At 64.5% G+C, this 24891-nt stretch carries 24 protein-coding genes and 1 tRNA gene; 7 read left to right on the top strand and 18 right to left on the bottom strand.

From position 1 onward, the window contains the following. Positions 1-65 precede the first annotated feature (65 nt). From AC6EKW_RS01725 to AC6EKW_RS01700, 6 genes are all read right to left on the bottom strand, one after another. Positions 66-299: a response regulator transcription factor gene (locus AC6EKW_RS01725; RefSeq protein ID WP_498513506.1), complete on the bottom strand. Its 234-nt coding sequence runs from the start codon at positions 297-299 to the stop codon at positions 66-68. 568 nt (positions 300-867) lie between these two features. Then, complete coding sequence (locus AC6EKW_RS01720) at positions 868-1638, bottom strand: hypothetical protein (protein WP_498513505.1); 771 nt, start codon at positions 1636-1638, stop codon at positions 868-870. Positions 1639-1703: 65 nt separating this feature from the next. After that, a complete protein-coding gene (locus AC6EKW_RS01715; protein ID WP_498513504.1) occupies positions 1704-2645 on the bottom strand; it encodes an ABC transporter ATP-binding protein in 942 nt (313 codons plus the stop codon). A gap of 13 nt (positions 2646-2658) precedes the next feature. Further along, positions 2659-3513 (bottom strand): hypothetical protein, encoded by an 855-nt coding sequence (locus AC6EKW_RS01710; RefSeq protein WP_498513503.1) that lies wholly within the window; start codon positions 3511-3513, stop codon positions 2659-2661. Continuing rightward, positions 3510-4217 (bottom strand): DUF2705 family protein, encoded by a 708-nt coding sequence (locus AC6EKW_RS01705; protein WP_498513502.1) that lies wholly within the window; start codon positions 4215-4217, stop codon positions 3510-3512. Before AC6EKW_RS01705 ends, AC6EKW_RS01710 begins: the two co-directional genes overlap by 4 nt. Before the next feature lie 760 nt (positions 4218-4977). Beyond that, a complete protein-coding gene (locus tag AC6EKW_RS01700; protein ID WP_498513501.1) occupies positions 4978-5595 on the bottom strand; it encodes a response regulator transcription factor in 618 nt (205 codons plus the stop codon). 149 nt (positions 5596-5744) lie between these two features. On the opposite strand from AC6EKW_RS01700, the gene AC6EKW_RS01695 reads away from it, so the two are divergent. Then, complete coding sequence (locus AC6EKW_RS01695; RefSeq protein ID WP_498513500.1) at positions 5745-6245, top strand: NUDIX hydrolase; 501 nt, start codon at positions 5745-5747, stop codon at positions 6243-6245. Here the strand turns inward: AC6EKW_RS01695 and AC6EKW_RS01690 are convergent. Both AC6EKW_RS01690 and AC6EKW_RS01685 read right to left on the bottom strand, forming a co-directional pair. Further along, positions 6234-8252 carry a S9 family peptidase gene (locus AC6EKW_RS01690; protein WP_498513499.1) on the bottom strand — a complete coding sequence of 673 codons (2019 nt, stop codon included), beginning with the start codon at positions 8250-8252 and terminating at the stop codon, positions 6234-6236. The two genes, AC6EKW_RS01695 and AC6EKW_RS01690, sit on opposite strands and share 12 nt — an antisense overlap. A 9-nt stretch (positions 8253-8261) precedes the next feature. Next, entirely contained in the window at positions 8262-8843 is a 582-nt protein-coding gene (locus tag AC6EKW_RS01685; protein WP_498513498.1) for a flavoprotein, read from the bottom strand. Between the two features lie 32 nt (positions 8844-8875). Between AC6EKW_RS01685 and AC6EKW_RS01680 the strand changes: the two genes are divergently transcribed. Then, positions 8876-9655 carry an SDR family NAD(P)-dependent oxidoreductase gene (locus AC6EKW_RS01680; RefSeq protein ID WP_498513497.1) on the top strand — a complete coding sequence of 260 codons (780 nt, stop codon included), beginning with the start codon at positions 8876-8878 and terminating at the stop codon, positions 9653-9655. A gap of 7 nt (positions 9656-9662) precedes the next feature. Continuing rightward, positions 9663-10313: a hypothetical protein gene (locus AC6EKW_RS01675; RefSeq protein WP_273887207.1), complete on the top strand. Its 651-nt coding sequence runs from the start codon at positions 9663-9665 to the stop codon at positions 10311-10313. Between the two features lie 3 nt (positions 10314-10316). Here AC6EKW_RS01675 and AC6EKW_RS01670 read toward each other — a convergent pair whose 3' ends face one another. Both AC6EKW_RS01670 and AC6EKW_RS01665 read right to left on the bottom strand, forming a co-directional pair. Next, the gene (locus tag AC6EKW_RS01670; RefSeq protein WP_498513496.1) at positions 10317-10640 is read right to left on the bottom strand and encodes a hypothetical protein; all 324 of its coding nucleotides are present in this window, start codon (positions 10638-10640) and stop codon (positions 10317-10319) included. After that, on the bottom strand, positions 10637-13075 hold the full coding sequence (locus AC6EKW_RS01665; RefSeq protein ID WP_498513495.1) for an MBL fold metallo-hydrolase: 2439 nt from the start codon (positions 13073-13075) through the stop codon (positions 10637-10639). The genes AC6EKW_RS01670 and AC6EKW_RS01665 overlap by 4 nt, the downstream gene beginning before the upstream one ends. A 122-nt stretch (positions 13076-13197) precedes the next feature. On the opposite strand from AC6EKW_RS01665, the gene AC6EKW_RS01660 reads away from it, so the two are divergent. Next, on the top strand, positions 13198-13470 hold the full coding sequence (locus AC6EKW_RS01660; protein WP_273887210.1) for a hypothetical protein: 273 nt from the start codon (positions 13198-13200) through the stop codon (positions 13468-13470). 12 nt (positions 13471-13482) lie between these two features. On the opposite strand, the gene pknB is transcribed toward AC6EKW_RS01660, so the two are convergent. Genes pknB through AC6EKW_RS01625 form a run of 7 tightly spaced genes read right to left on the bottom strand, consistent with a single transcriptional unit; the run spans position 13483 to position 22397 of the window. Further along, complete coding sequence (gene pknB, locus AC6EKW_RS01655; protein WP_498513494.1) at positions 13483-15516, bottom strand: Stk1 family PASTA domain-containing Ser/Thr kinase; 2034 nt, start codon at positions 15514-15516, stop codon at positions 13483-13485. Between the two features lie 40 nt (positions 15517-15556). Further along, the gene (locus tag AC6EKW_RS01650; RefSeq protein WP_273887212.1) at positions 15557-16981 is read right to left on the bottom strand and encodes a peptidoglycan D,D-transpeptidase FtsI family protein; all 1425 of its coding nucleotides are present in this window, start codon (positions 16979-16981) and stop codon (positions 15557-15559) included. After that, entirely contained in the window at positions 16978-18300 is a 1323-nt protein-coding gene (locus AC6EKW_RS01645; RefSeq protein ID WP_498513493.1) for an FtsW/RodA/SpoVE family cell cycle protein, read from the bottom strand. The genes AC6EKW_RS01650 and AC6EKW_RS01645 overlap by 4 nt, the downstream gene beginning before the upstream one ends. A gap of 3 nt (positions 18301-18303) precedes the next feature. Then, the gene (locus tag AC6EKW_RS01640; RefSeq protein ID WP_498513492.1) at positions 18304-19473 is read right to left on the bottom strand and encodes a Stp1/IreP family PP2C-type Ser/Thr phosphatase; all 1170 of its coding nucleotides are present in this window, start codon (positions 19471-19473) and stop codon (positions 18304-18306) included. An 18-nt stretch (positions 19474-19491) separates the two neighbouring features. Beyond that, positions 19492-19977 (bottom strand): FHA domain-containing protein, encoded by a 486-nt coding sequence (locus tag AC6EKW_RS01635; protein WP_498513491.1) that lies wholly within the window; start codon positions 19975-19977, stop codon positions 19492-19494. A 2-nt stretch (positions 19978-19979) separates the two neighbouring features. After that, positions 19980-20828, bottom strand: coding sequence for an FHA domain-containing protein (locus AC6EKW_RS01630; RefSeq protein ID WP_273887216.1), 849 nt, complete (start codon positions 20826-20828; stop codon positions 19980-19982). 6 nt (positions 20829-20834) lie between these two features. Beyond that, on the bottom strand, positions 20835-22397 hold the full coding sequence (locus AC6EKW_RS01625; protein ID WP_498513490.1) for a serine/threonine-protein kinase: 1563 nt from the start codon (positions 22395-22397) through the stop codon (positions 20835-20837). Positions 22398-22506: 109 nt separating this feature from the next. Between AC6EKW_RS01625 and AC6EKW_RS01620 the strand changes: the two genes are divergently transcribed. The 3 genes from AC6EKW_RS01620 (at position 22507) to AC6EKW_RS01610 (ending at position 23919) form a co-directional block, all read left to right on the top strand. After that, a tRNA-Leu gene (locus tag AC6EKW_RS01620) sits at positions 22507-22590 on the top strand. Further along, positions 22550-23626, top strand: a complete 1077-nt coding sequence (locus AC6EKW_RS01615) for a hypothetical protein (protein WP_498513489.1) — start codon at positions 22550-22552, stop codon at positions 23624-23626. Before AC6EKW_RS01620 ends, AC6EKW_RS01615 begins: the two co-directional genes overlap by 41 nt. Before the next feature lie 8 nt (positions 23627-23634). Next, on the top strand, positions 23635-23919 hold the full coding sequence (locus AC6EKW_RS01610) for an Lrp/AsnC family transcriptional regulator (RefSeq protein WP_273887219.1): 285 nt from the start codon (positions 23635-23637) through the stop codon (positions 23917-23919). 13 nt (positions 23920-23932) lie between these two features. On the opposite strand, the gene AC6EKW_RS01605 is transcribed toward AC6EKW_RS01610, so the two are convergent. Further along, on the bottom strand, positions 23933-24661 hold the full coding sequence (locus AC6EKW_RS01605) for a DedA family protein (protein ID WP_498513488.1): 729 nt from the start codon (positions 24659-24661) through the stop codon (positions 23933-23935). Positions 24662-24891: the final 230 nt, after the last annotated feature.

The following is a 24891-nucleotide window of genomic DNA, read 5'->3' as shown; positions in this document are numbered from 1 at the left end:
GCCAGACCCCAAAGTACCCGCTATCGAGTACGAAGGTACCCTATTCCGGGAGTGCGGCCGACGAGCTATTCGGGAGGCTGCACGATGCCCCAGTAGTAAAGTGCTGCCTGAGCGCGGTTGCACAGTCCGAGCTTGCGGTACACGCTCTGGAGGCGGTTCTTGACCGTCTGCTCTGAGAGACAGAGCTTGCGGCTTATGCGCCGGTTGCTCCACCCGTAAGCCGCGTAGCGCAGCACCGCCCGCTCAGAACCGGTGAGTGCCGTGCAAAGCCGTCCACTTACTGGGGAGGTTCGATCCATGAACCAGCGACCGTCCGTCGCCCGCCGGCTGCCGATTTTCTGTGAAAGCGAATATGCTGCTAAGCTGTCGTTCTCAGTAACTCGGGGGACGCCAATTCGCTGCATCTATCGTGCAGTAAGACTCCAAACGGTTGCCCAAACTTTCCAGAAGAGGTATCCCTCGGAAGGGATTTGAGAATACTGTATGTGACCAATTGTTCACCGGTTCTCCCTTGTGATGACCGACTTTCCAAACCCATTGGCCCCGGGAAGAGGTGCCTTCTTCCTGTTCGCTTAGGTTCTCGTTGGTTCGTGCGGAAGGATCTAAACACTCTGCAACACCGCGAAGATTCCAAATAGTTCCCAGTGCGTCTTGGTAACCATGGGCATATCCTAGGGCATACCCACCTACGACTACTAGGGCCACTGGCAATGCGATTTTGCTGCTTATGGCCAACTTTCCGTCCATTGCCAACCTCCTGAAATCCGTGACCTGCGGAACCTTTCCCACCTGGGAGCTAACATCGACATTGTCTTCGCAGTCCAGGACAAACCTCCTCATCAAATAAAAAGGGCTTTGTGTATCTCACTAAAGATCTACCCTCCGCAACTGCCAGGCTCCAATCGCGAGTACAAGAGCCAAGGTCACAGCAATTACTACGAATGAGACAGACCAGGGAGTGGCAGAGACCCCCCGGTCGTTACCAAAGTGGATTACATAGGTGAGCTGATACTCGGGGTCTAACGTTCCGACACCTCTGCGAAAGACGAGGGGGGCTACCAACGGCGTTCCCGCAAGTGCCCATGCCAGTCCCGCTGCCAAAGGTGTGATCAGGTGTGGGTAGAGCGTGGAAACAACAACCACCACAGCCCCTATTGCCCAGAGCACAACCGCTGTGTATAGCACGACGAGCAGTAAGAACAGTGGCGCAGGCAGAGTTCCAAATCCAGGATGAATGGCACCCTCATTTCCCCAAGGAATCCGCGATGCTGGACTCCATTGCAAGGAGACGGGCAGCCTGAAGGCACCCGCCAGAAGCGCTGAAAAAAAGGCTAGAACGGAGAAGAGAAGTGCGAGCGGTCCCAGGGCGCACACCTTTGCTACCCACCAGCCTGCTCGCGAGCGGGAGCGCAGTACCGTCATCGCAGCAGCCCCCGAGGAACGATCACGCACGTAGAGATCACCGGTAACGAGCACGAAGCCCAGTACAAAGGCGAAGGAGATTGCGGAAGGGTCGGTCATCATGGTCAAGGGTGCGTCCCAGAAGTTGGCGTGGCGAAGTGTCTGGGTGGTGTAGTCGTACGAGGCATCTTCCGCTCCGAGCCAACCAGCTACGAAGAACACCGGCGGCACTACCAACCATCGCCAGCTTCCCACAGCTTGTAAGGCATTGAAGGCTACAAGTCGCAGTACTCCGGTTGTCATCACTTCCCTTCCACCAACTCCATGAACTCCTGTTCTAACGAGCGGCGGACCTTTCTGACCTCCTCGATATTCACCCCGGCTTCGACAAGCTCGCGCACCACCTGAGGAGTAGACTTCTCCGTAGCGAACTCTACCGAAAGCGGCGAATCCTCCACAGACTCGATGTGTACCGCCATCTCTCGAGCCCACTCTCGGAGCAGATCGAGATCTGTCTCCGAAGAGATGGTGAGCCTGAGCGCCAACTTCGTCACGCGTTTCTGATCCAGATGTTTTCTCACCTGGCCCTCCCGCACCAGGAGTACCCTATCGCAGACCTGCTCGACCTCGGTAAGGAGGTGGCTGGCCAGAAAGATCGCCACCCCACTCCCGGCGAGACGCCGGATCAGAGAGCGCAGCTCGATAATCCCCTGCGGGTCGAGCCCGTTCGTGGGCTCGTCGAGGAGCAGAAGCTTTGGTTTTTCCATCAAAGCTTGCGCGAGCCCGAGCCGCTGGCGCATTCCTAGAGAGTATGCTCTTACCGGGCGATGGTCTGAGGGATCGAGTCCCACGACCCTGAGCGTCTCTTCTATGTCTGCTTCCGTGGCTACCTTGCGAATGTCCGCCAGGAGCTTGAGGTTCTTTTTGCCAGAGAGATAGGGGATGAAGTTCGGCGCTTCGGTAACAAGGCCCACTCCCTCCGGGCTCAGAGCCTCTTTCGCAAGATTCTTACCGAGCACTTCGATCTCACCCTCCGTTGGACGGCTGAGGCCCGAAAGGAGTTTGATCAGGGTCGTCTTTCCCGCCCCGTTGGGTCCGATAAAGCCCACTACCTCTCCCGGATATAACTCGAGATCCACACCAGAAAGTGCTCGGTGCCTACCGTACTTCTTCCCAACCCCGCGCAGCCTGACAACGGGTGTTTCTGAGTGGGTTTCATCCTGTCTTCTACTTTGCGAACTCATGCGGAATCTCCTCTCATAAGTCCGTCCGGCGCACCCACAGCATCCCCCCTCCGAAGGCCAGTAACAAAGTGCAGCCGAGGACCGTCACCGCCCAGAGCCAGGGAGCGAGTTGGAAGCCTTTACCTACCGCAAAGCTGCTGACGTAGGTGACGTGGTAGACGGGGTTAAAGAGTGCCGCTCCTCGCTCGTAGAAGAAAGGCTCTCTAAGGCCAGAGCCGATAAGGACAAGAGCCAAACCCGCCGCGAGCGGTACCACCATGCGTGGATAAAGGGCAGAGACAGCCAACACCGTTGAGCCTACCGCCCACAACGCGAACGCGGTGTACAAGATTACGAGCAGGAAAAACAGCGGCATCGGTATATCTCCGAAGCGGGGATACAGCGCCGCTCGCTCCCCACCCCAGGGGATCTCTGCTGCGCCGCTGGTTCCAAGCGTAACGGGCAACCGCATGGCGCTTCCGAGTAGTGCAAAGAGATAAGCCAGACCTGAGTAGAGCAGTGCCGGTGAGGCGAGGGAGAGGATCTTGCCTGCCCACCAGGTAGCCCTGGAGCCTGATCTTAACAGAGTAAGATGAGCGGTGCCCTGGGAATGGTCACGCACGTAGAGATCACCGATGACGAGCACGAAGCCCAGTACAAAGGCGAAGACTAAGGCCAACTTATTGGTCGGCAGAATCAAGGCTCCATCCCAGACATTGGGTTGCCTTGTAGACCGGTTCAACACCGTCATGATGAAGTCAGCGTGATCAGCCCCGAGCCACCCTCCAACCATAAAAACTGGTGGCACCGCAAGCCACCGCCATGTGTAAAGGGAGCGATACGAATCGAAAAAGGCAATGCCTAATACCCTGCTCGATACAGAATTCAAATCTCTTCCTTCTTTAGAAACAGCACCACTGCTGCCGTTACGCACGAGAAAGAGAATACGCACCAGTAAACTGGCTCAGTAAAAGACCAAGCCCATTGCGGCAGGCTATAAGTGTAGCTGCTCATGAGGTCGAGTTGAGTATATGGTCCCAGGAACAACAGTGCACCTCGGAACACAAAGATGCCACCTGCGAAGAGCACAAATGGTACCGCCGCGGCCACGTATTCGTTAGCCACGGCTGCCCCGAACGCCAGTCCGCTCAACACTAGCGCTCCTGCTCCCAATGAGAACAACGCTGCGAGGACCACATCGTTCGTGAAGGGGTGATTTGCCAACAGCCCTGGATAAGGTCCCATAGATCCCCGATTTGCGTACTCGGACGGTGCTGTCGCTCCCCACGGGAGGAAAAATGCCGCCACCGCAAAGGCGAGTGCGCAGGAGAGGAAGGTTCCGAACATCGCTACCGAGAACATACTCGCTGCCTTGGTCAGGAGATAGTACGTGCGGGAAATACCGCGGACGAGCACGAGAGGAGGATATCCCCGTCTCCGGTCCGCTGCTAAAGAGCCTGCGATTGCCACTCCAACAAACACGGGAAGGACAAACAAAAGGTTATCCTGGATCGCAGAGTAACTGAAGGCCCCGGGAATCTTCTGCTGAGAAGCAGCACCCAGTACCATGTTCGACCAGGCTATGGCAGCCAACACCAACACTCCAAGCCAGAAGGCCCATCGTCGCGCCATCCTCCCTACCTCTATCCGAAAAAGGCGGGCAATCAGCGTAAAAGAGGAGAGGAAGGACAATCTATTGTCCTTCATCTGTTCGAAGCCAGTAATAATACGCGTTTGGGCAACGTACTACTTGAGGTAGCTTCCTATAGCCTGCACCCGAACTGGAGCAGGGGAACTGGCCCTAACGTAAACATATTTGCGGAATCTGCCGCGGTTTTTGTACATATCTTTCGTTTCGCCCGGATACAGGAATCTCGTGTAACCAAGCTTGTCTCCTGTGTGGACATCGTACGCTGTGAAATCTACCCGCTTGTGGCCCGAGTAACTGAGATGAACGCGGAGGGTCCTTCCCCCATTAACAAAGAACTCTGGCCCGCACTCACCGGAACCAAAACGGGGAACAATGCAATCGAACCTTATACGGGTACGGTATTGAGCGGGAGAATAACTATAAGTAATGCTATTTCCTTGGACTGCTGGTGAAGCGCTGCTCCCGCGTGCAACACTGGACGATACTTTATTCACCTGCGCAAAAGACACTTGTGTAGCGACCACTGCTGGAAGAGCTACCACCATAGCCATGACTATCGTTATCAGCCTCAGGCTTGGTGCCACTGTTTCTCCTCATCTTCATAAACTGAACATGACTGCCTGAATAATAGAGAGAACCTGCGGTCACCACCAGACACCAAAGTACCCAATCCCGGGGATACGGCCTATGGCGGTGCAGGAGCTAATCAGGAGGCTGCATGATGCCCCAGTAGTAAAGTGCTGCCTGAGCGCGGTTGCACAGTCCGAGCTTGCGGTACACGCTCCGGAGGCGGTTCTTGACCGTCTGCTCTGAGAGACAGAGCTTGCGGCTTATGCGCCGGTTGCTCCACCCGTAAGCCGCGTAGCGCAGCACCGCCCGCTCAGACCGGGTGAGCGCCGTCTTCGGTCCCGGGGTGAAGCTGTAGGTCTCGTCTTCGGATACCAGGCTCAACCCCCTCAGGAGGGCGTCGTCGAGGTCCTGCCTCAGGAAGAACTCGTCGGATAACAGGGCCTCGGGGCGGAGCTCCCGGAGGTCCTCCAGGTACTCCGGACAGGTGTTCCACGTCACCACGATCACCTTCGAGCCCGACCGGTCCAGCTCTTCGAGGGCGCGCACGGCGTAGGCCCGCGGCACGTCGAGCAACAGCTTCATGCGGGCTTCGGGGCTCACCCGGAAGCCCCTTGCCGCAAGCTCGCGCTCGAAGGCGGTACGGACGGAGGATGCGCCGCACAGGACGGAGAGGACGAGTCCCTCTCGCTCGCTTCTCCGCCGGGGCGAGACATCCTGATGCGTGATGATGTGTGGCGAGGCTTCTGCCACGACGTTTCCTCTTTGTGCCTTTCCCTACCGCTTAATTCCCACCCTACCCTGAAGTGGGAAATATTGCAAGTTCTGTCTTGCACGGCTGAGGAAGGCTCGGCGCAACAGACCGCCCATTATCCTCAGGTGTGGCGTGATACGCTTGGGCCATGGACCAGCTCGAATACAGGTTCTGCCCGAGGTGCGGGGGTGATTTGGAGAGCCGCGTCTTGAAGGAGGGGGAACCTGAGCGGCTGGTATGTAGGGAGTGCGGGTTCGTCTTCTACCTGGGTCCGAAGCTGGTCGCGGGGGCGATCTTCGAGGTGGACGGAGGGATACTCCTGATAAAGCGGGGCATAGAGCCGGGCTACGGGAGGTGGACGTTCCCCGGCGGGTACGTCGAGCGCGGCGAGGTTGCCGAGGAGGCGGCCCGGCGGGAGGTCGCCGAAGAGACCGGGATCGAGGTGGAGGTGGGACCGATCCTCGGGCTCTACTCCTACGAGGGGCAGCTCCCCGCGATCGCCGTCTTCGAGGGTCGGGCCACGGGCGGCAGGGCTCATCCCGGGGACGAGGTGCTCTTGGTCGAGAGCTTCGCCCCGGCGGAGATCCCGTGGGAAGAGCTCGCGTTTCCGAGTACGAAGGAAGCGCTCAGGGATTACCTAGGCGAGTAGTTCGGGAGGTTTCCACCCTTCGCCGAGGGCATGGTGGGCGATGAAGCCGAGCACGGTCCGGTACCAGAGGCGTACGTCGTTCGGCTTGAGGATCCAGTGGTTCTCGTCCGGGAAATACAGAAATGCTGCCGGAACGCCGTGACGTTTGAGATCGGTCCAGAGCGTGAGGGCCTCGCTCACCGGGACCCGATAGTCCCGCGCCCCGTGTATTACGAGCATCGGGGTAGTGATGCTCTTCACGTGGGCACGGGGGTTGTTCTCGCGGTAGCGGGAAGGGTCTTCGTAAGGGTCGCCGAACTCCCGCTCCCAGAAGGTTCCGAGGTCGGTCGTTCCGTGGAAGGACTCGAGATCCCAGACGCTCGCGTGGGTGACGATGGCCCGGAAGCGGTCGGTGTGCCCGGCGACCCAGTTGGCCATGTACCCACCGAAGGATCCACCGAGGAGGACCGCCCTCTCGCCGTCTATTCCCTCGCGCGAGGCGGCGTCCTCCACCGCGGCCATCACGTCCTCGTAGACGACGCTACCCCAGCGCCCCCAGCCGCGCTCTATGCTGGAGAGGCCGTACCCGACGCTCAGCGCGGGGTCTGGCAGGAGCACGGCCCACCCCTCCGAGGTGAAGACGTGCGGGTTCCACCTCCAGTGCCAGGTGTTCCATGAGTTGAGTGGACCACCGTGCACGAAGACGGCGAGCGGGGCCGGGCCGCCCTCGGGGGATCCTTCTGGTAGGACGAGCCACGATGGGATGCGCCGGCCGTCGCGCCGCACCTCGATCCGCTCCAGGCGCGAGGGGAGGCTCAGCTCCTCCAGCTCCGGGAAGCTCTTGAGCCTGCGTACCTCCCCGCTCTTCAGGTCCAGGGCGATCGGGTGCGGCGGCTCCAGGATACTCGAGCGCAGCGCGTAGAGGGTCTTACCGTCCGGTGAGGGGCAGAGGTCGCCGAAGGAGCCCTCATCGGTGAGACGCTCTACCTCGCCGGTTGACACCTCGACCCGGTAGGCCGGGAGCCTGCCGTCGTCGTCCGCGGTGAAGTAGACGAAGCGGGAGTCGGGCGACCACACGGGATCCTCCGGCCAGCGGTCGAATCCCGGGAGGAGGTCCCTGCCTTCGCCGGACTCCAGGTCGAAGAGGAAGAGCGTGTGGTCGCCGGGTGCATCGGGGGTCGAGCGGGCACTCCGGACGGCGACGACGCAGCGCCCGTCGGGGCTGCAGGCGGGTGATCCGTAGTCCGCGGCGTCATCGGCGAGGACGCGCTGCTTCCCGGAGCGGGTGTCCACGCAGACGAGCGTCATGTCACGCCGGAGCAACGCGTCGGTTTCGCGCCTGCGTCCCGTGACGAGCTTCGAGCCGTCCGGGGTGAGGTCGAAGGTCGCCAGATCTAGCGAGCGGCCCGGGGAGGGAACGAGGTCTTTTCCTTCGGATCTCTCCTTTTGGGGGTCTTCCAGCAGGCGCAGGTGGCGTTCTCTCGGGCCGAGGTCGTGGTCCCAGAACCGGATCGGATAATCCGTGAAGAGTTGCGCCTCCACGCCCGCGTCCTTGCGGGCTTTCTCGCGGGCGGCGTCCTCCTCGAGGCCGGACGTGCCGGGGAACATCCCCGTGGCGAAGGCCACCGTTCCGCTCCCTCGCGCCACGGCGAAGCTCTCCACGCCGCCGGGTGGGCCGGTGACGAGCCGGGCCTCGCCGCCCTCTGCGGGAAGTGCCCAGAGGGCGTTCCTCTCGCCGCGGGGGTCGTCCTCGTCTGCTTCGGGATCCCTGCGAGGCGAGAGAAAGACGAGCGAGCCGTCCGGAGCAAACCGCGCGCCGGACTCTCCCTCCCGGGAGCGGGTGAGGCGACGCGGGGCGGATGCCCCCCGAGGGTCGAGCTCGTAGAGCGCGGAGAGCATCTTCTTTACGTCGCGAGATGGGCGGGAGGCGGAGGTGACGAGACGCTCGCCGTCCGGCGAGAGCGTGAGCCCGGCGAGGCGGGGCAGCTTCAGGAGTTCTTCTACGGTGAATCCGTCGTGGTCTGGCATGACACGATCTTAGCCCGGAGCGCGTCCGGTGTCCGGTGCTCCGCTGAGCGCGGCCTTTACGGCGGCCACGATCTCCTGCTCCCCGGCGAGCCTTCCGACCCCCGGCTCCTCCTCCTCGGAGGCCATCCTGCCCTCCTCCGGACCGACGAAAGAATGCCCCCAGCCCGCGAGCGTCGCCACGTTGCGCCGGGTGGCGGGGCTCTTCCACATCTCCGGGTTCATCGCCGGGGCCCAGAGCACCTTCTGCGCACCGGCGAGGATGATGGCCGAGAGCAGGTCGTCCCCGAGCCCGATCGCCGCCCGGGCGATGGCGTCTGCCGTGGCGGGGACGACGAGGACGAGATCTGCCCAGCGGGCGAGGCGAACGTGCTCTATCCCCCCGGTCGCCTCCCACCAGCTCTCTTCAGTGTGGATCCTCCGCCCCGCCGCGACCGCGAGCGTCTCCTCCGGGATGAAGCGCAGCGCGCCCGGCGTGGCGACGACTTCGACCTCGAACCCCGCCTCGCGCAGCCGTCGGATCACGCCGGGGACCTTGTACGCCGCGATACCGCCGGTGACACCGACGAGGATGCGTTTTCCGGCCCCTTCCACACGACCAGTATATACGGCTAATATACGTCTCGATGGAGATGAACCTGAGAGAGAAGGCCGCCATCGTCACCGGGGCTTCGAGCGGCATCGGGGAAGCGACCGCGCGGGAGTTCGCGAGGCGCGGAGCCCGCGTCGTGCTCTGCGCCCGCAACCGGGACCGGCTCAGGGCCATCGTGCGCGAGATCCTCTCCTCCGGAGGGGAGGCGGTCTCCGCTCCCTGCGACGTCACCGATGCCTCCTCGGTGCGGGAGGCCGTCGGTCTGGCGGTCGAGGAGTGGGGGAGGGTGGACGTATTGGTCAACAACGCCGGGGTCGGGCTCTCCGGGAGGATCGCCGAGCTGCGCCCCGAAGATCTGCGCCGCGTGATGGACGTCAACGTGATCGGGGCGCTCAACTTCGTGCAGGCCGTCCTTCCCCACATGCCGGAAGGTGGGAGGATCATCAACGTCTCGTCGGTGATCGGCAGGAGGTCCATCCCCAACGTCGGGGGTTACTGCGCGAGCAAGGCCGCGCTCGGGGCGCTCTCCGACGCCCTGCGCGTCGAGGTGGCGAAGAGAAAGATAACCGTCACCACCGTCTACCCCGGCACCACGCGCACGTCGTTCAGGGAGAACTCGCTGCGCACCGGCGGGGAGAAGCGTGGCTGGCGTCCTCCCGGCGTCTCGCCTGGGCGGGTGGCGGAGAGGATAGTCCAGGCCGCGGAGAGGGGAGGAAGAGACGTGTACGTTACCCGGATGGATCGCATTTTCGTCCTCGGTACCGGGCTCGCACCCGGCCTCACCGACCGGGTGCTCGGGATGTGGGCGAGGTGAGGGGGGGATGAGCTTCGAGGACGTAGCCCTCTCGCGGTTGCGGGGTCAGCGCGAGGAGGCCGACCGGGCGCTCTCGCTCGTCCGCGAGACCGAGGAGGTGGCACGCGGTTTCGCCGAGCGGCTCTTCGCCGGGCTCGAGTACACCGCGGAGCTCGGCCGAAAGGCCGGCTTCGACATCACCGCCGAGAGCGAGCGCGGCATCTTCACCATGCACGCGGAGGCCGCCCCGGGCTCGGAGGCCGAAGTGGCCTTCGCGCTGGTGCGTGGTGCGGCCGCCGAGACCGACGAGGATCTCATGCACGAGGAGCTCTCCCGCTACAGCCTCGACCCCTCCGGCTACTCCGGGCGCATCCTCGGCTGGTCCGAGCAGATAGGAGAGGAGGCCTGCCAGACCTTCGCGGTCTACCGCGACGGGTTGTGGAAGACCAAGGGTATCTTCGTCGCCCGCGCCCGGGGCCGCACGGACGACCCGGACGAGGTGCTCAACGGGTTCTGCCTGCGTATCACCGGGCGCCTGATCGACCTGGCGGCGCTCACGGGCGGGGTGGGGCGCCGGTGGGCCGAGGACTCCTACACCCTGCTCGACCACCGACAGAGGAGCAAGCGACCCCCGACCGCGCTGCGGCTGCCCCGACACGTGGAGCGCGCTCAGCGGTAGGCTTCAGCTACCACGCTCCCGCACGGAGCGGATGCGGTATCCGCCGGGGACCGGCTCGAGGAGCCCCTCCTCGCTCAGCTCCCCGATGGCCCGAAGTATCTCGCCGTCGCCTGCGCCTTTGAGCAGGTTGCGCAGATCCTGCCGGTTGATCTCGCCGTGGCCGGCGAACGAGCAGAGCCCGGCGTATAGGACCCGGGCGAGAGGGGAGAGGGGGGAGGACCAGATCTCCGGCTCGTACCAGAAATCTCCCGCCCCCGCCGCGTTCTCCGGCCGCTCTCCCCGGCCGTCCGCGAGCAGGATGACCTCCGGGAGTTCCTCTCCGCTCAAAGCACCGTACGCACCGTCTCCCCCACGGCCGGCGTGTGTATCTTGTGGTTCGGCGCCAGCCGGTAGGCCAGATCGCTTATCCGACGCCGGGAGCCGTGGATCAGGATGATCTGACGCGGGTTGAGCCGCTCGGTGATGCTGAGCAGCTCGTCCTGCGTGCAGTGGGCGGCGAAGCTCACCCGCTCGACCCGCCAGTTCTCCTTCTCTCCGGCCGCCCGGTGCGCGCCGTAGGACGAGGCCGCGTTGGACGGGAGGATGACGGCGTTCTTCGGGCTCTTCTGCAGCCTCCTGCGGTAGAAGGCCGAAGCCCCGCCCTGCATCGTCACCGGAGAGGCGATGATCGCACAGGGGTTGGCCAGAATGCGTTCGCGCGCCCGGTCGTCGTTGTCCACGGCCCGGATGTTGTCCGAGAAGAACAGCTCCTTCGGGTCGGTCTGCTGCAGGTAGGGCTTCATGTAGCCCAGCTGCTCGGCGTAGAGCCGCTCGGAGGTCGTCACGACCGACCCGTCGACGTAGATGAACACGTCCCTGTCGAGCCCGTACTCCTCACCGTAACGCTTGAGGCCAAGGATTATCTCCTGCGCCTGGCCGAGCGCGTAGGTCGGGATCAGGACGATACCACCCCTTTCCTGGGTGGTCTCGTTGATCACGTGGACCATCTTCTTTATCGACTCGGAGAAGGGCTGGGGCTTCTGGTCTGCGAGCGTGGCTTCCATCACCAGCAGGTCTATGTCGTGCACCTGCGGGAGCCGGGCCGAAGGGATCGAGAAGTGATCCTCCATGCAGATGTCTCCCGTGTGGAAGACCGTGGCCGCTCCCGACCGTATGAGAACGCTCGCCGCCCCGAGGATGTGCCCGCTCTCGGTGAGGGTGATCTTGGCGCCCCCCACGTCGAACGGTTTTCCGAAGGGCACCGTGGTGAGCCGCTTCTTCACCTCGTGCAGCGGGGCCCCTCCGGGAAGCCCCCCGCCCATCGCCGCGTGGTCGTTGAGGGCGCTCAGGATGAGCCTTGCCGAGGGAGGAGTGCAGTAGATCGGCAGATCGGGCCTGTCGCGCACCAGCAGAGGCAGCGCCCCGCAGTGGTCGAGGTGGGCGTGGGTTATCACCGCGGCGCTCAGACCGTCGAGCCCGCTGAAGTCCGGGGCCACGGGGCCGTGCCCGTCGGGCTTTATCCCGGCGTCGATGAGTACTCTGCTGCGCCCGAAGTCGAGCAGGTGACTGCTCCCGCCGACCTCACCGGCTCCACCGAGCGCCCTGAAGGAGAGGGTGGGCCTCCCGTTGCCCACCACGACCTCGTGCGCGCTGCGACGTTCTTTCGATGGGGAAGGGTCCTGGTCGTTCTCCTCCGCGGGGGCTTCCGGGGTGTCTCCCTCCCCCGCGGATGCCTCTCGCAACTCGGTGTGCGCCTGCAATACCTTGCCCATGAACTCGAGCAACCGGGCCGTGCGGTCGGCGGACTCGAGCGATTCAGGCATCGCGCCGACCTCGTTCTTAACCGCCCGCACCAGCAACGCCCCGAACCCCGGGTCCGTGAAACGGGCGTTCTGCAGCGCGTCTTTCACGCGGTCTCTCTCTTCACGGGTCCTACCGAGCTCCTCGTAGAGCTCTTCCACCCGCCGGGCGGCCGTCGCGTACGCCGAGCGCTCGCTCTCCAGCGTGCGCTCGAGGTGTTCGTTGCGCCGGTGGAGCTCCGAAAGCCGCTCTTTTATCTTGCTGTGAGCCTCCAGCGCGGCAGCTGCACGCTCTTCCGCTCTCCTGACCTGGGTCGCGGCGCTCTCTCGCTCGGCGCGCAGTACCTCGACCTCCTGCCCGAGCGCCGTGGCCTGCTCCCGGGCGGTCCGGGAGATGAACTGCAGCCGCTCGTTCTCCTTCTTCAGCTCCTCGAGCCGCTGCTCCAGCTCCTTTACCCGGGCGTCCTTCGAGGCCTCCTCTTCGGCTTTCTCGTTCTCCTTCTGCCAGGCGGCGATGAGCTCCTGCACGAGCTCCGGATCGGGCTCCTTTTCGGAGCTCAGGGTGGCCAGGAGGAGTCCTTCGGTGGTGTGGGCCTGACGCAGCTCCGCCAGCCTCTCCCGGTCGAGGTTCTCTACCGCCTCCGAGGTCTCGGGCGGTATCTGCTCGGAGATCGCTGTGCGGAAGGCGTCCCAGGCAGCCTCGTCGTGCATGACCCTGCGTGCGATGCTGCGCAGCATCTGCGTGCTGCCCCCGGCCTTGCGCGTGAGGGCGTCGGCCTGTATGCCCCGGGGAAGCAGGATCTCGTCGAGCCCCGGCACGCTCTTGCAGAGGTTCGCCAGAGCCCGCCTGGTGTCGAGCCTGCCGAGCCGCCGTATGAGAAGCTCCTCGGGAAGCGCTTCCGGAGGAAGCTTCTTCTGCGACCGGTTCTCTGCATCTTCTTTCTCGGCAGGATCAATTCCTCCTCGCGACATGGAATCTGACATACCAACTCCCTCCGAATGTGCGATTTTTTCCTTCTTTACTCATGTTTAAAATTCTATCATGGCGGTTTTGAAGCCCTTCCCACGGCCTTCCAATCCGCCGTCGGTTTCCCTAAACTAAAAACATGAGCTCTGAGAGCGTCGAGATAATGGCTTATTCCCCTGGAAGATTCCCCATCCTGGTCGCGCGCTTCCCCTCCGGGGAGCTGCGGACCCTTTACTTCGAGACCGGCTACGATCCCGGGCTCTCCAAGCGCGTGAGCGAGGAGTGGTTGATCGAGAACGCCATCGGGCGTCACAGCTTCGTGGGTCTCAACCCTCCGGACGAGGTCTCCATCTCCGGACTCGGAGGTTACGCGGAGCGACTCCGGGCTTCCTCCGAGGATACGGAGCGTTAGCGGAAGGCGTCGTCAGCCGTTGTTCTTGCCCTTGCCGGGGGGATTGCTGTTCTGCCCGCCGGCCGGCCCCTTCTTCTTGATCACCCCTGATCCGGCGCCCGGCTTGGGGTTGGATCCGCCGGGGTGGGAGGAGGCGCTCCCGGAAGAGTTTTTCCCGTTCGACCCGCCGGCCGGGTTGGAGGACTGGGAGTTGGAACCGCCCGCCGATCCCGAGCTGTAGTCGAGCGTCACGTAGGTTCCTTCGGGAACCTTGCTGCCGGCCTTGGGGTTGGTGTCTACGACGGTGCCCGCCGGTTTGTTGCTCTCAACCTGTACCAGCTTGTATCCGAGCCCTGCGTGTATGAGCGCGCTCTCCGCCTCGCTCACGTTCTTGCCGACCACGTCGGGTACGGCGACCTTCTTCACCGGCTTCGGGCCCGCGCTCAAGGTTATGTTCACCGCGGTGCCGGGCTTCACCTGTGCGCCGGGCTTGGGATCCTGGTTTATGACGCCTCCCTTCCCGATCTGGTCGTTGTAGTGGGAGACGACGCTGCCCAGCTTCAGCCCGGCCTGCTCCAGCAGAGCCCGGGCCTGGTCTTCGGTGTAGCCGTATGGGATGTCGGGAACGGTGACGAGTTTGGGGCCGGTCCCCACCGTGATCTCGACGGTGGAGCCCTGCACGGCTTCGGATCCACCGCTCGGCGACTGGGAGATCACCTTTCCGGCCTGCTCCGGGGAGCTCTCCGTCTGCTTGACGGAGACCTTGAAGCCCGCGTTTTGCAGGGTGCTCTCCGCGTCGGACGCCGGGCGCCCCCTCACGTCAGGGACGCTCACGAGCTGGCTCCCTACGACCGTGAGCTTTATCTCGGAACCTTTCTTCGCCTTCCCTCCCGACGGATCCTGCCCGACGACAGTGTCGACGGGCTTTCGACTCCTGACCTTCCTGGCGACCACGGCCTTGAAGCCGCTGTCTTTCGCCCGGACCTTCGCCGCGGCGAGCTTCATCCCCGTGAGATCGGGGACGGCGGCCATCTGCGGCCCGCTCGCCTGCGGCGAGGTGCCGAACAGGCTGTACGCTATCCCTACTATAAGGGCCGCGATCAGGAGCAGGACGCCGATCACGAGCGGAAGGGATCTTCTCCTCCTGCGGCGCTTCCGCTCGGCTCTGGCCGGATACACCAGCGTGTCGCCCTGGCGCGTTCTCCGCTGTGGGCTTTCCAGTACCTGGGTCGTGGCGTTCTCCGGCATCCTGTCGTCTATCACCCGACCCAGGTCTTCTATGAGCTCGGCGTCGCTCGCGTAGCGGTCTTTGGGATCCTTGGCGAGTAGCTTGACGACTATCGCGTTGATCCCTCCGGGTATCCTGGGATCGAGCTCGCGAGGGGGCCTGAGCGGGCCGTTCACGTGCTTCATGGCGATGCCGATCGGGGTGTCAGCGTCGTAGGGGAGCTCTCCGGTGAGCATCTCGTAGAAGACTACCCCGAGCGAGTAGAGATCGCTCTCCGGACCGACCGGTTCGCCCATCGCCTGCTCGGGCGAGATGTAGTGGGCGGTGCCCAGGATGAGCCCGGTCTTCGTCATCGTCGAGGAGGTCACGGCCCGCGCGATGCCGAAGTCGGTGACCTTGATGTCTCCATCGGCGGTGATCAGGATGTTGTGCGGCTTTATATCCCTGTGCACCACGCCCCGTTTGTGCGCCGCTTCGAGGGCCTGCGCTATCTGCAACGCGACCTTCGCCGCGGTCTTCGGAGGCAGCGGGCCTTTGTTCGCGATGCGGTCCTTGAGGGTTCCTCCGGGGAGGTACTCCATCGCGATGTAGTAGGTGCCGTCGTCGGTGGCTCCGCGATCGTAGATCGAGACGATGTTCGGGTGGGAGAGCGCCGCGGCGCTCTGGGCCTCGCGCCGGAAGCGCTCGACGAACTCCTCGTCCTTGGCGTAGCGCTCGTTCATTATCTTCAGCGCCACGTCGCGGTCGAGGACGTTGTCGTGGGCGAGGTAGACATCCGCCATACCACCGCTGCCCAGAAGCCTCTTTATCCTGTAGCGGTTGTCTACGAGCTGCTGCATACTCGGCACATTATACAGATAACGCGCGGAAGGCTTGCTACTAGAGGTTCTCTTTCAGAGCCTGCTGCATGACCTTCTGCGCCAGCGGTACGGCGTTCGTCTCGCTGTCCCCGCCGTTGTGGACGAGGACGGCGACGGCTATCTTCGGGTCGTTCGCCGGAGCGAAGGAGATGAACCAGGCGTCGGGGGCGCCGGAGGGGGTCTCGGCGGTCCCGGTCTTACCGGCGACCGTTACGCCGGGGATCTTGGCCGCGCCGGCGTCGCCCTGGGTGACCACCGACTGCATCATCTGGTTGAGGGTCTGGGCCGTACTTGCGTCGAGCACCCGGTGGTCTACGGAGGGATGTGTCTTCTCGAGGAGCACGCCCTCCGGGGAGCGCACCTCTTTTATGATCCTGGGCTTCATCATGACCCCATCGTTGGCGACGGTCGCCGCGACCATCGCCATCTCGAACGGTGTGGCCTGCACCTGCGCCTGCCCGAAGGCCGCGGTGGCGAGGTAGTTTTTGTCCCACTTCGATGGCGGAGGTCCGACGCTGCTCGGCGTGATCTGCAGCGGCAGGTCGTTGTAGGAGTCGCCGAAGCCGAAGTTCTTAGCCATGTCGTAGAGCGCCTTCGCGCCGACGTACTCCACGGCGACCTTGGCGAAGATCACGTTTATCGAGAGGTCGAGCGCCTTCTGGAAGGTGACGTTGCCGTAGGAGGCTCCTTTGTAGTTGGTTACGGCGTAACCGCTTCCCATCGGGTAATAGTAGCCGGGGTCGTTGAAGACGTCGGTCGGTTTGACGCCCTTCTTCAGGGCCGCGGCCGCCGTGATCACCTTCATCGTCGATCCCGGTGGGTAGAGCCCCTGGGTGGCGCGGTCGAGCAGGAGGTCGTTGGGGTTTTTCTGGATCTTCTTGAAGTTCTGGTCTATGTTGTTCGGGTCGTAGGAGGGGTAGGAGGCCAGGGCGAGGATCTCACCGGTCTTCGGGTTTATGGCGACGATCGCGCCCTTGCCGCTGCTGCTGTTCTTTATCAGGTCGTAGGAGAGCTTCTGCAGCCTGGGGTCGAGCGTGAGCTCGACGTTGTCGCCCGGCTGCGGACCACCGGAGAGCTGGTTCAGGAGCTCGTCGAGTGTCCTGGGCTCGGCGTTGCCGGAGAGGTTGGAGTTCTCGGTGAGCTCTATGCCGGTCGCCCCGTAGCGCTGGCTCCAGTAACCGACCACGTTCGAGTAGAGCGCCCCTTGAGGATAGACCCGCTTGTAGTCTTTGCCGCTCTTCACGCTCTTCGCGAGCACCGTCTGCCCGTCGCGCGCGAGGATGAGTCCCCTGGGGGCCTGCAGTTCCCGCTTGCTCTGCAGGCCGTTGTTGGGGTTGTCCGCGAGCCTCTGCTTGGCGTAGACCTGCCAGTAGGCCAGGACCCCGACCAGCGCCACGAACCCGCAGCAGAAGACGTAGAAGATGCGTCTGAAGTGCCTGTTCACCCGGCGTATTCCTCCCCCCCGGCGTAGTACTCATCCCGCGCTGCAGCGTGTTGCTTGCCGGCGTGTTCGGAGATCACGAGCAGAAGCCCCGTGAGTATGAAGTTGCCCACGATCGAAGACCCCCCGTATGAGACGAACGGGAGGGTGACGCCGGTGAGCGGGATGGCTTTGGTGACCCCGCCGACGATGATCAGGGTCTGCAGCGCGAACATCGCGGTGAGCCCGAAGGCCAGGAGCTTGGCCGCGGGATCGGTCGCGAGCATGGCTATCTTGATCCCGCGGTAGACGAACGCGAGGAAGACCAGAAGGAGGGCGCTCGCCCCGAGCAGCCCGAGCTCGCTCGCGACCGAGGCGAAGATGAAGTCGGTCTGTACGTCGGGGATGGTCTGGGCGAACCCTTCTCCGAGCCCGGTGCCCGTGATGCCTCCGTCGGCGATGTTGAAGAGGCTCTGGACCACCTGGTAGCAGCACTGGTCCTGGGCGTGGGGCCATGGGTTGAGCCAGGCGATCACCCGCAGCTGTACGTGCCCGAAGAGGTTGTAGGCCGCGTAAGCCCCGATGCCGAAGAGGATGCCCCCGAGGACGATGTACGCCATCCGGCCGGTCGCCACGTAGAGCATCAGGAGCGGGACGGCGAAGAAGAGCAGGCTGTCGCCGAGGTCGTTCTCGACGACGAGCAGGAGCAGCGAGGCCCCCCACACCACCGCCACCGGCCCGAAGTACTTGAGCGCCGGGATCTGCATCCCCAGGAAACTGCGGCTGGTCGCGGCCATCACCTCCCGCTTGTCCGCCAGGTACCCGGCGTAGAAGATGATGAGCGCTATCTTGGCGAACTCGGAGGGCTGGATGTTGACCGGACCCAGGTGCAGCCACAGCCGCGCACCGTTGACCTCGTAGCCTAACGGGGTGGCGACCGAGGCCATGAACAGTATGGCGACGATCCCGATCAGGTACTTGTACTCGAGCAACCGTTCGTAGTTGCGGAAGAGGAGGATCACCAGGAGCATCGCGGCGCTGCCGATCAGGATCCAGCCCACCTGCGTGGTGGCGAGGTTCTCTATCCCCCGCACGTCGTAGGTGAGGCGGAAGATCATCACGAGCCCCACTCCGGTGAGCAGCGTCACTATCGGGAGCAGCAGGGCGTCCGCGTGGGGCAGCATGATCCGCACCAGGATGTAGAGTCCCAGCAGCACCCCGGCGTAGGCCGCACCGTAGGCGAGCGGCGGGCTGGTTATCCCCTTGACGAAGATCAGGGTGGAGAAGCCCACGAAGGTGATCGCGAGCGCGAGGATCATGGGCAGCGTGGCGCGGCGGGCCATCCTCTAACTGCTCCTCAGACCGCTCAGGATACGCTGCACCTCGCGCCGGGAGTAGAGCCGATGTTCCTGGATCTGGGCCCTGTAGGGTTTTTTGATCTCCTTTTTCTTCAGGGTCGTCTTTTGGAAGACCCTGCTCAGCTTCACCCCGCCGACGCTGTACGGCAGCCCCTGGTAGACCACCACCCTCCCGCCCTCGAAGCCCAGGTAATAGCGGCTGCTGGCCCAGAGGTAGCCCGGGGTGAGCAGCGCCGCGACGACGATGATCGCCGCCATCCCACGCACCGCGGCTGAGATCGTGCGCCGCATCCTCCGGCGACGCCTCTTGCGCCTCCTGGAGCGTACGGCCCTGGCGCGCTTTGCTTCGAGCACCGCCGTCTCCGGTTCGGCACGGCTCGTCCCCCCGACGGGAGCGACGAACCCGAGCTCTGTGGTGTCCGAGGAGCGGCCCTCCTCGGGACGCTCTTCCACGTCGGCGACTATGACCGTGACGTTGTCGAGCCCTCCGGCGTCGAGGGCCTCGGAGACGAGGTCTCGGGACGCCGTCTCCGGATCCCCCCTGGTACCGGCCAGGACCTCGCGGATCTTCTCGTCGGGCACCATGTCCGAGAGACCGTCGGAGCACAGCAGCAGCCTGTCTCCATCCTGCACCGGCACGGTCCTCACGTCGGCCTCGACCTCCTCCTCGGCGCCGAGCGCCCGGGTGATCAGGTTCTTGTGCGGGTGTTCGGCCGCCTCGTCCTGGGTGAGGTCTCCGCTCTTCACGAGCTCGGCGACCAGCGAGTGGTCCTCGGTGAGCCGCACGAGCTCCGCACCGCGCAGCAGATATGCCCTCGAGTCGCCGACGTGGGCCACCTCGACACCCGGGGCGTCGCCGCTCGAGATGCGCAGCGCGACGAGCGTGGTGCCCATGCCGGCCCGGCGGTTGTCCTCGCGTGCCGTGGTGAGGATGCGCCGGTTGGCCTCGTTTATCGCCTCGGTGAACGGCTTCCCGGGCTCGAGCTCCTTGAGGACGTCTATCGCGATGGAGCTGGCCACCTCACCGGCCTCGAATCCGCCGATGCCGTCCGCGACCGCGAGCAACGTGGGGTCGCGGCCCTCGCCGTCGAGCAGGGAGTCCTCGTTGTTCTGCCGGACCCGGCCTGTGTCGGTGGCGCCGAAGTGTCGCAGAGACAACATGAGATAGCGGATAGCTTACTCCACGTACCGGAAGGTCGTCGAGCCTATCTGGATCGTATCACCCGAGCGCAGCGGCGTGGCGCCGACTATCTTGCGCCCGTTGACGAAGGTCCCGTTGGTCGAGCCGAGATCCTCCACGTAGAGCAGATCGGCGTGGTGCGTGATCCTGGCGTGCCGGGAGGAGACGTAATCGTCGCTCTTCAGCGCGATGTCGCTGGAGGAGGAACGCCCGATCGTCATCGTCCCGTCCCCGATCTGGAAGCGGGTGTCGCGCTCGAAGATGTCCGATCCCTCGACGACGAGCTCCGGGATGCCCTTCGAAATTATCCTGTGTCTGGCCGGGCGCTTCTTCATCGGGTTGGAGGAGCCGGGCACGAAGGTCTCGTCCTCCGGGACGGCCCTCAGGTCTCCTATCCCCCGCCTCACCACGGCGTACACGAAGGCGAAGAGGAGCAGGAGGATGAGGGCCTTCGCCGCCAGAAGCGGGATCTGTAGGTCCAAGCCTAGCGCCTCCCGCCGCTGCGCCCGAACGGGGTCGGAGAGCCTCCGGAGGTCTCGGTGCGTCGGACGAAACGCGCGGTGCTCTGCCCGAAGGTCAGCTCGTCTCCGTTGTCTATGCGTTCGCGGTCTATGGGCACCCCGTCGAGCAGCGTCCCGTTGGTCGAGCCCAGATCCTCGATCACGAACCCGCCCTCCAGGCGGGAGATGCGGGCGTGGTGGCGCGAGACGTTGGGGTCCGAGAGGACGACGTCGTTCTCCGCCGAGCGGCCCACGGTCCACGGCCCCTGCCCTTCGAGCGGGTAGGTCTTGCCGTCGAGGACGAGCTGGACGACCTCGCGCGAGAGACCGAAGCTCTTCGCCTCCTCGGCGGAGATGGCGGCGGTGTTCTGCCCGGGCTCTTCCTGACGGATGTTCTCGGTGCGGAAGATCCTGGTCTTCCCCGAGGTGTCCTGCGGCGCCCCCTTCTCGCGCGGCCGGTCGGTGGGACCGGTCAGCTTCGCCGTTATCCCGAACTCCCCGTAGCTCAGCGAATCTTCGACGACGAAGCGCACTTTCGGCGGGGTCATCAGGTGATAGTCGTGATCGGCCGCGTGGGCGGAGACGTACTGGATGAGCTCCTCCCTGAGGGCGTCCTGGTAGGCTTCTATGGGCTCGGCGTCCTCCTTCGAGAGGTGGACGGTGAAATCGTTCGGGGCGTAGGTGCGCGAGACGGAGACCATCCTCCCCTCGTCCATCTGCTTGGTGAGACCCTTGGCGATCTCTATCGGCTGGATCTGCCGCCGGAACGCCTTGCCGAACACCCCCTCTACGAGGGACTCCATGCGCTTCTCTATTTCCTTAAGAAAACCCAAGAAAAGCTACCTTCCCGCGCGGACGCCGAGGTACCGTAACACAGCGTATATTATACCGGCGAGCCCCAGCGACGACATCGCTCTCGTGAGCGCCTCGGGACCGAAGGAGACGAGCAGGGCGTACCCCAGGACGCCGCCGGCGACCGCGACCACGAGCCCCGCTACCCACCACCCGAGACGCTCTGCCGCCGCCACGACCGCCGCCATGGCTCCCCACAGCGCCACCAGATAGAGGGGCTGGTGGTAGCTGCTCTGCAACACCGCCTGACCGTAGGCGACGGCCTGCTGCAGGCTGGCTCCGGAGGAGAGCTTCTGGAAGATGAGCCCTGTATAGGGGATGGCTCCGTCCCCCAGGGTGAGTTCGTAGCAGACGAGCACCGCTCCGGCCGCCGCCCCGGAGATCGCCGCCCCGACGGGGCGCATCAGCGCGCCGAGAAAGAGCGGGAGCCCGGCCCCGAGCCCGACCCAGGAGAGCGGGACGGAGAGAACCGGACCGAGCGGCAGCCATCCGAGGCTCCTGCTCCTGCCCCCGGCCGCCACCCACCCGAGCGCGGCGAGCGGAAGCACCCCCGCCAGCCCGGCCCCGATCTGCCCGCTCTTGAGCAGGGCGACGGCGAGCGCCACCATCGCTCCCAGCGCGGCGAGACGGGGCAGCAGATACCCCAGGACGGCGAACCCGGCGGCCATCCCCAGGCTCTGGGCTCCGTTGAAGAGCAGGCCAGCGGCGTAGTAGCCGAGCCACCCCGCCGCGGCCCCATTCGCCCCCCGCAACACGTGCTCGGCGTACCTCTTGGGGATCTTCGCCTGACGGGTGCCTCCGAGGACCTTCTCCAAGAGTGGGGGGATCCTCTCGCCCCTCAGCAACACGAGCGCCTCGCGGGCGCTCTGGGGCCGGTGGGCCGGGTTGGGAGAGGTGGTGCGGCTTATGAACTCCGAGAGGCGTTCCGGGGGTTCGTAAGGCTGGCGGGCGAGGAGGGTGCGGGCGGTCGCCCCGACGGCGTAGATGTCGGTGAGCACGCTCGGGTCCGCATCGCCGTTCATGATCTCGGGGGCCATGTACCCCGGCGTGCCGACCGCGTATCCGACCCGCGTGAGGCGGGTGTCCCCGGCCCGGTAGGCGATGCCGAAGTCGGTGAGCTTGACCGTGCCGCGCCGGTCGACGAGCGCGTTCTGCGGCTTTATGTCCCGGTGGACGATGCCCTGGGCGTGGGCGTAGGAGAGTGCTTCGAGTATCTGTGAGAGGGCGTCCTCTATCTCCTCCGGGGTGTAGCTCCTCGCCGCCTCGTCCAGCGGAAGTCCCTCGACGAACTCGGTGACCAGATAGACCTCGGTATCACCCGGGATGACCTCTATGGTCTCGACTATGTTGCGGTGGCGCAGCCCCTCGGCGATCTGCCCCTCCCTGAGTGCCCTGGATCGCTCCTGAGCGCTGTAGATGGGGATGACCTTTATCGCCACCACCTCGCCCGTGCGCGCCCGGGCGCGCCAGACGGTGGCGAAGCCGCCGCGCCCCACGATCTCGTCGAGTACGTAGCGGCCCTGACCCTCGATGACCCGTGCCTCGGCCATTGGAACAGTATTGTATAGCCTTTGCGAACCGGAGTTTCATGGGCCGTGGTCTTCCGGGGCGGCTCCTGATAAAATCAGCACGCCCCGTCGTCGGGGCGTCAGGCAGCGCGGGCGAGTGGCGGAATTGGTAGACGCGCTAGGTTCAGGGTCTAGTGTCCGAGAGGACGTGGGGGTTCGAGTCCCCCCTCGCCCACAGTCCGATCCGGGAGGGCAGCGTAGAGCGGGAGGCCTACAGGAGCCCCGTCCGACGCGGGAGGAAGAGGGGGCGCCGGTCTTTGCCCCCCTCGCTCTCGGTTCTTGTATCCGCCCTCCTGTTGATCTTCGCCGCGGGCGTGATCCTGTTTGTGGTGCGCGGCTGCGTCGCGACGCAGCATGCGACCGGGATCAGGAAATACGTCGCGACCTCTGACTCCATTCTGACCGAGTCACGACGCCTCGGCAGCGGCCGTCTGCAGCGGGCGTTGAAGGATGCCACGGCGGGACGTCTCTCGTCCCGGGACCGCGAGGACCTGCGGGAGGCGGCCGCCCGCTCGCGGGAGCTCTACGAGAGGACGCTCCTGTCCCAGGATGTCCCCCGGCGCTTCGTCCGGGCCCACCACTACCTGCAGAGTGCCCTGGGCATGAGGGCCCGGGAGACCGAGAGGCTCGCCAGCGCCGCTTCGGAGGGGAAGGCGCGTCTCCGCCGTGTCCTTTCGAACAGCGTGGCGGGCTACAGGATGAGCGATGCCGTGATCTCCGACTACTACATGCCCGCGGTCAAGGACGTGCTGCGCGAGGAGGGTCAGATCAACGAGGACGCCGCGATCATCTACCGCCCCGAACCTTTCGTGGACTACGGGGCCTTGGGCTTCGGGGGAGGTGGTGGCTCTTCTCACGGGGTCGCGATCTCCGGGGTGAGGGTCGGCGGGCGGCCGCTCTATGCGGGAGGGACGGTCGTCCTGAAGGGCGCCGACCGACCGGTTTTCGCGGTCGAGGTCGCGAACGAAGGACGGGCAGCCGAGACCGGCGTGCCGGTCGAGGTCGTCCTCGAGGGCGAGACCGGGCGTCAGATCCACACGGCCCGCATCCGGCGGATCCCGCCCGGAGGTTCAGTCACCGTCACGATCGACGGGTTCAGACCCGGCCTGGTGAACGAGACGGACGACGTCAGGGTGGAGGCGGGGCCTGTGAGAGGAGAGCGATACACCGAGAACAACACGCTCGCAGGGAAGTTGACCTTCGGAATCTAGGAGGAGAGTTGGTAACAGCTGTTGTGCTCGTCACGACCGAGGGGGAGAGGGTGCAGGAGGCCGCCCAGGCGATGCTGGAGATCGAAGGGGTCACCGAAGCCTACTCGGTGACCGGACCGTACGACATCGTGGTCATGGTGCGCATCCCCGACTTCGAGCGGCTGGCCGAGATCGTGCCGGAGAAGATAGCCCAGGTGCCCGGGGTCGCCCGCACCGAGACGATGGTCGCTTTCCGGACCTACTCCAACTACGATCTCGACCGGATGTGGTCGCTGGGGTTCGAGGAGCGCTAGGCGCGGCGGTCGCTCATTCGGGGGACACGCCGCTGCGAGGGAGAGTCCGCCCGTCCGGGCTTTCCTCGCGCTCTGGAGCAGCCTGGGTGGAAGGCGCGTCGGTCTCGTACCCGGCGAGGCGCCTGGAGAGCCGTTTTTCACGGTGCCGCTTCCAGCTCTTGAGCGAGAATCGCAAGAGAAAGAAGACCGAGATGGCCACGAGCGCCCATATCCCCATCGCGCTCAACAGGTGTGCCACTGGCTTCCCGAAGAAGTAGGCCAGCACGCCCATGGTCGAGGCCCAGGTGATCGAACCGGTTACGTTGGCGAGCAGGAACCTTCTGTAGGGCATTCTGGAAGCCCCGGCCAGCGGCCCCGCGAGGACCCGGAGGACGGCTATGAACCGGCCGAAGAAAACGGTCTTGGCCCCGTGCCGCTCGAAGTAACGGTCGGCTTGGCCCAGCTTCTCGGGGGTGATGCCCACCCACCTGCCGTATCGTTCGAGGAGCTTCCTCCCGCCTTTGTACCCGATCAGGTACCCTAAAGAGTCGCCCAGGATGGCACCCAGGGCCGCCGATCCGATCACGAGCGGCAGGGAGAATCGCCCGGTCGAGGCTAGGTAACTGGCGCCGAGGAGGGTCGTCTCCCCCGGAAGGGGCAGGCCGGTGCTCTCGAGCCCTACGATGATGGCTATCCCCGGGTAGCCCATCGTCTGGATGACCCCGAGGGCCCAGCTTACCACCGCCGTCAGTATGCCGATCAAAGCGAGCTACCGCCCTTTCTCCTCGAACGAGGCCCGGGCGTCCGCGATCGACGTCCGCCACGCGCTCCCGGATTTCCGGATGGTCTTCCTTCTTTTCTTCGCACTCGTCATCCAATCTCTTCCGCCAGGTTGTCCGGGATTATCCGTTGCGGGGATGAGAGGGGGATGAGGCGATGGTGAGAGACGTATGAATCCCACGTGAGAATCCGATGAGCTCCCAGGGGCGCCTC

This window comes from Rubrobacter sp. M3-4 (assembly GCF_059772285.1).
Note: the sequence above shows the minus strand (reverse complement) of the source record. Positions and strands in the feature narration are given on the sequence as shown.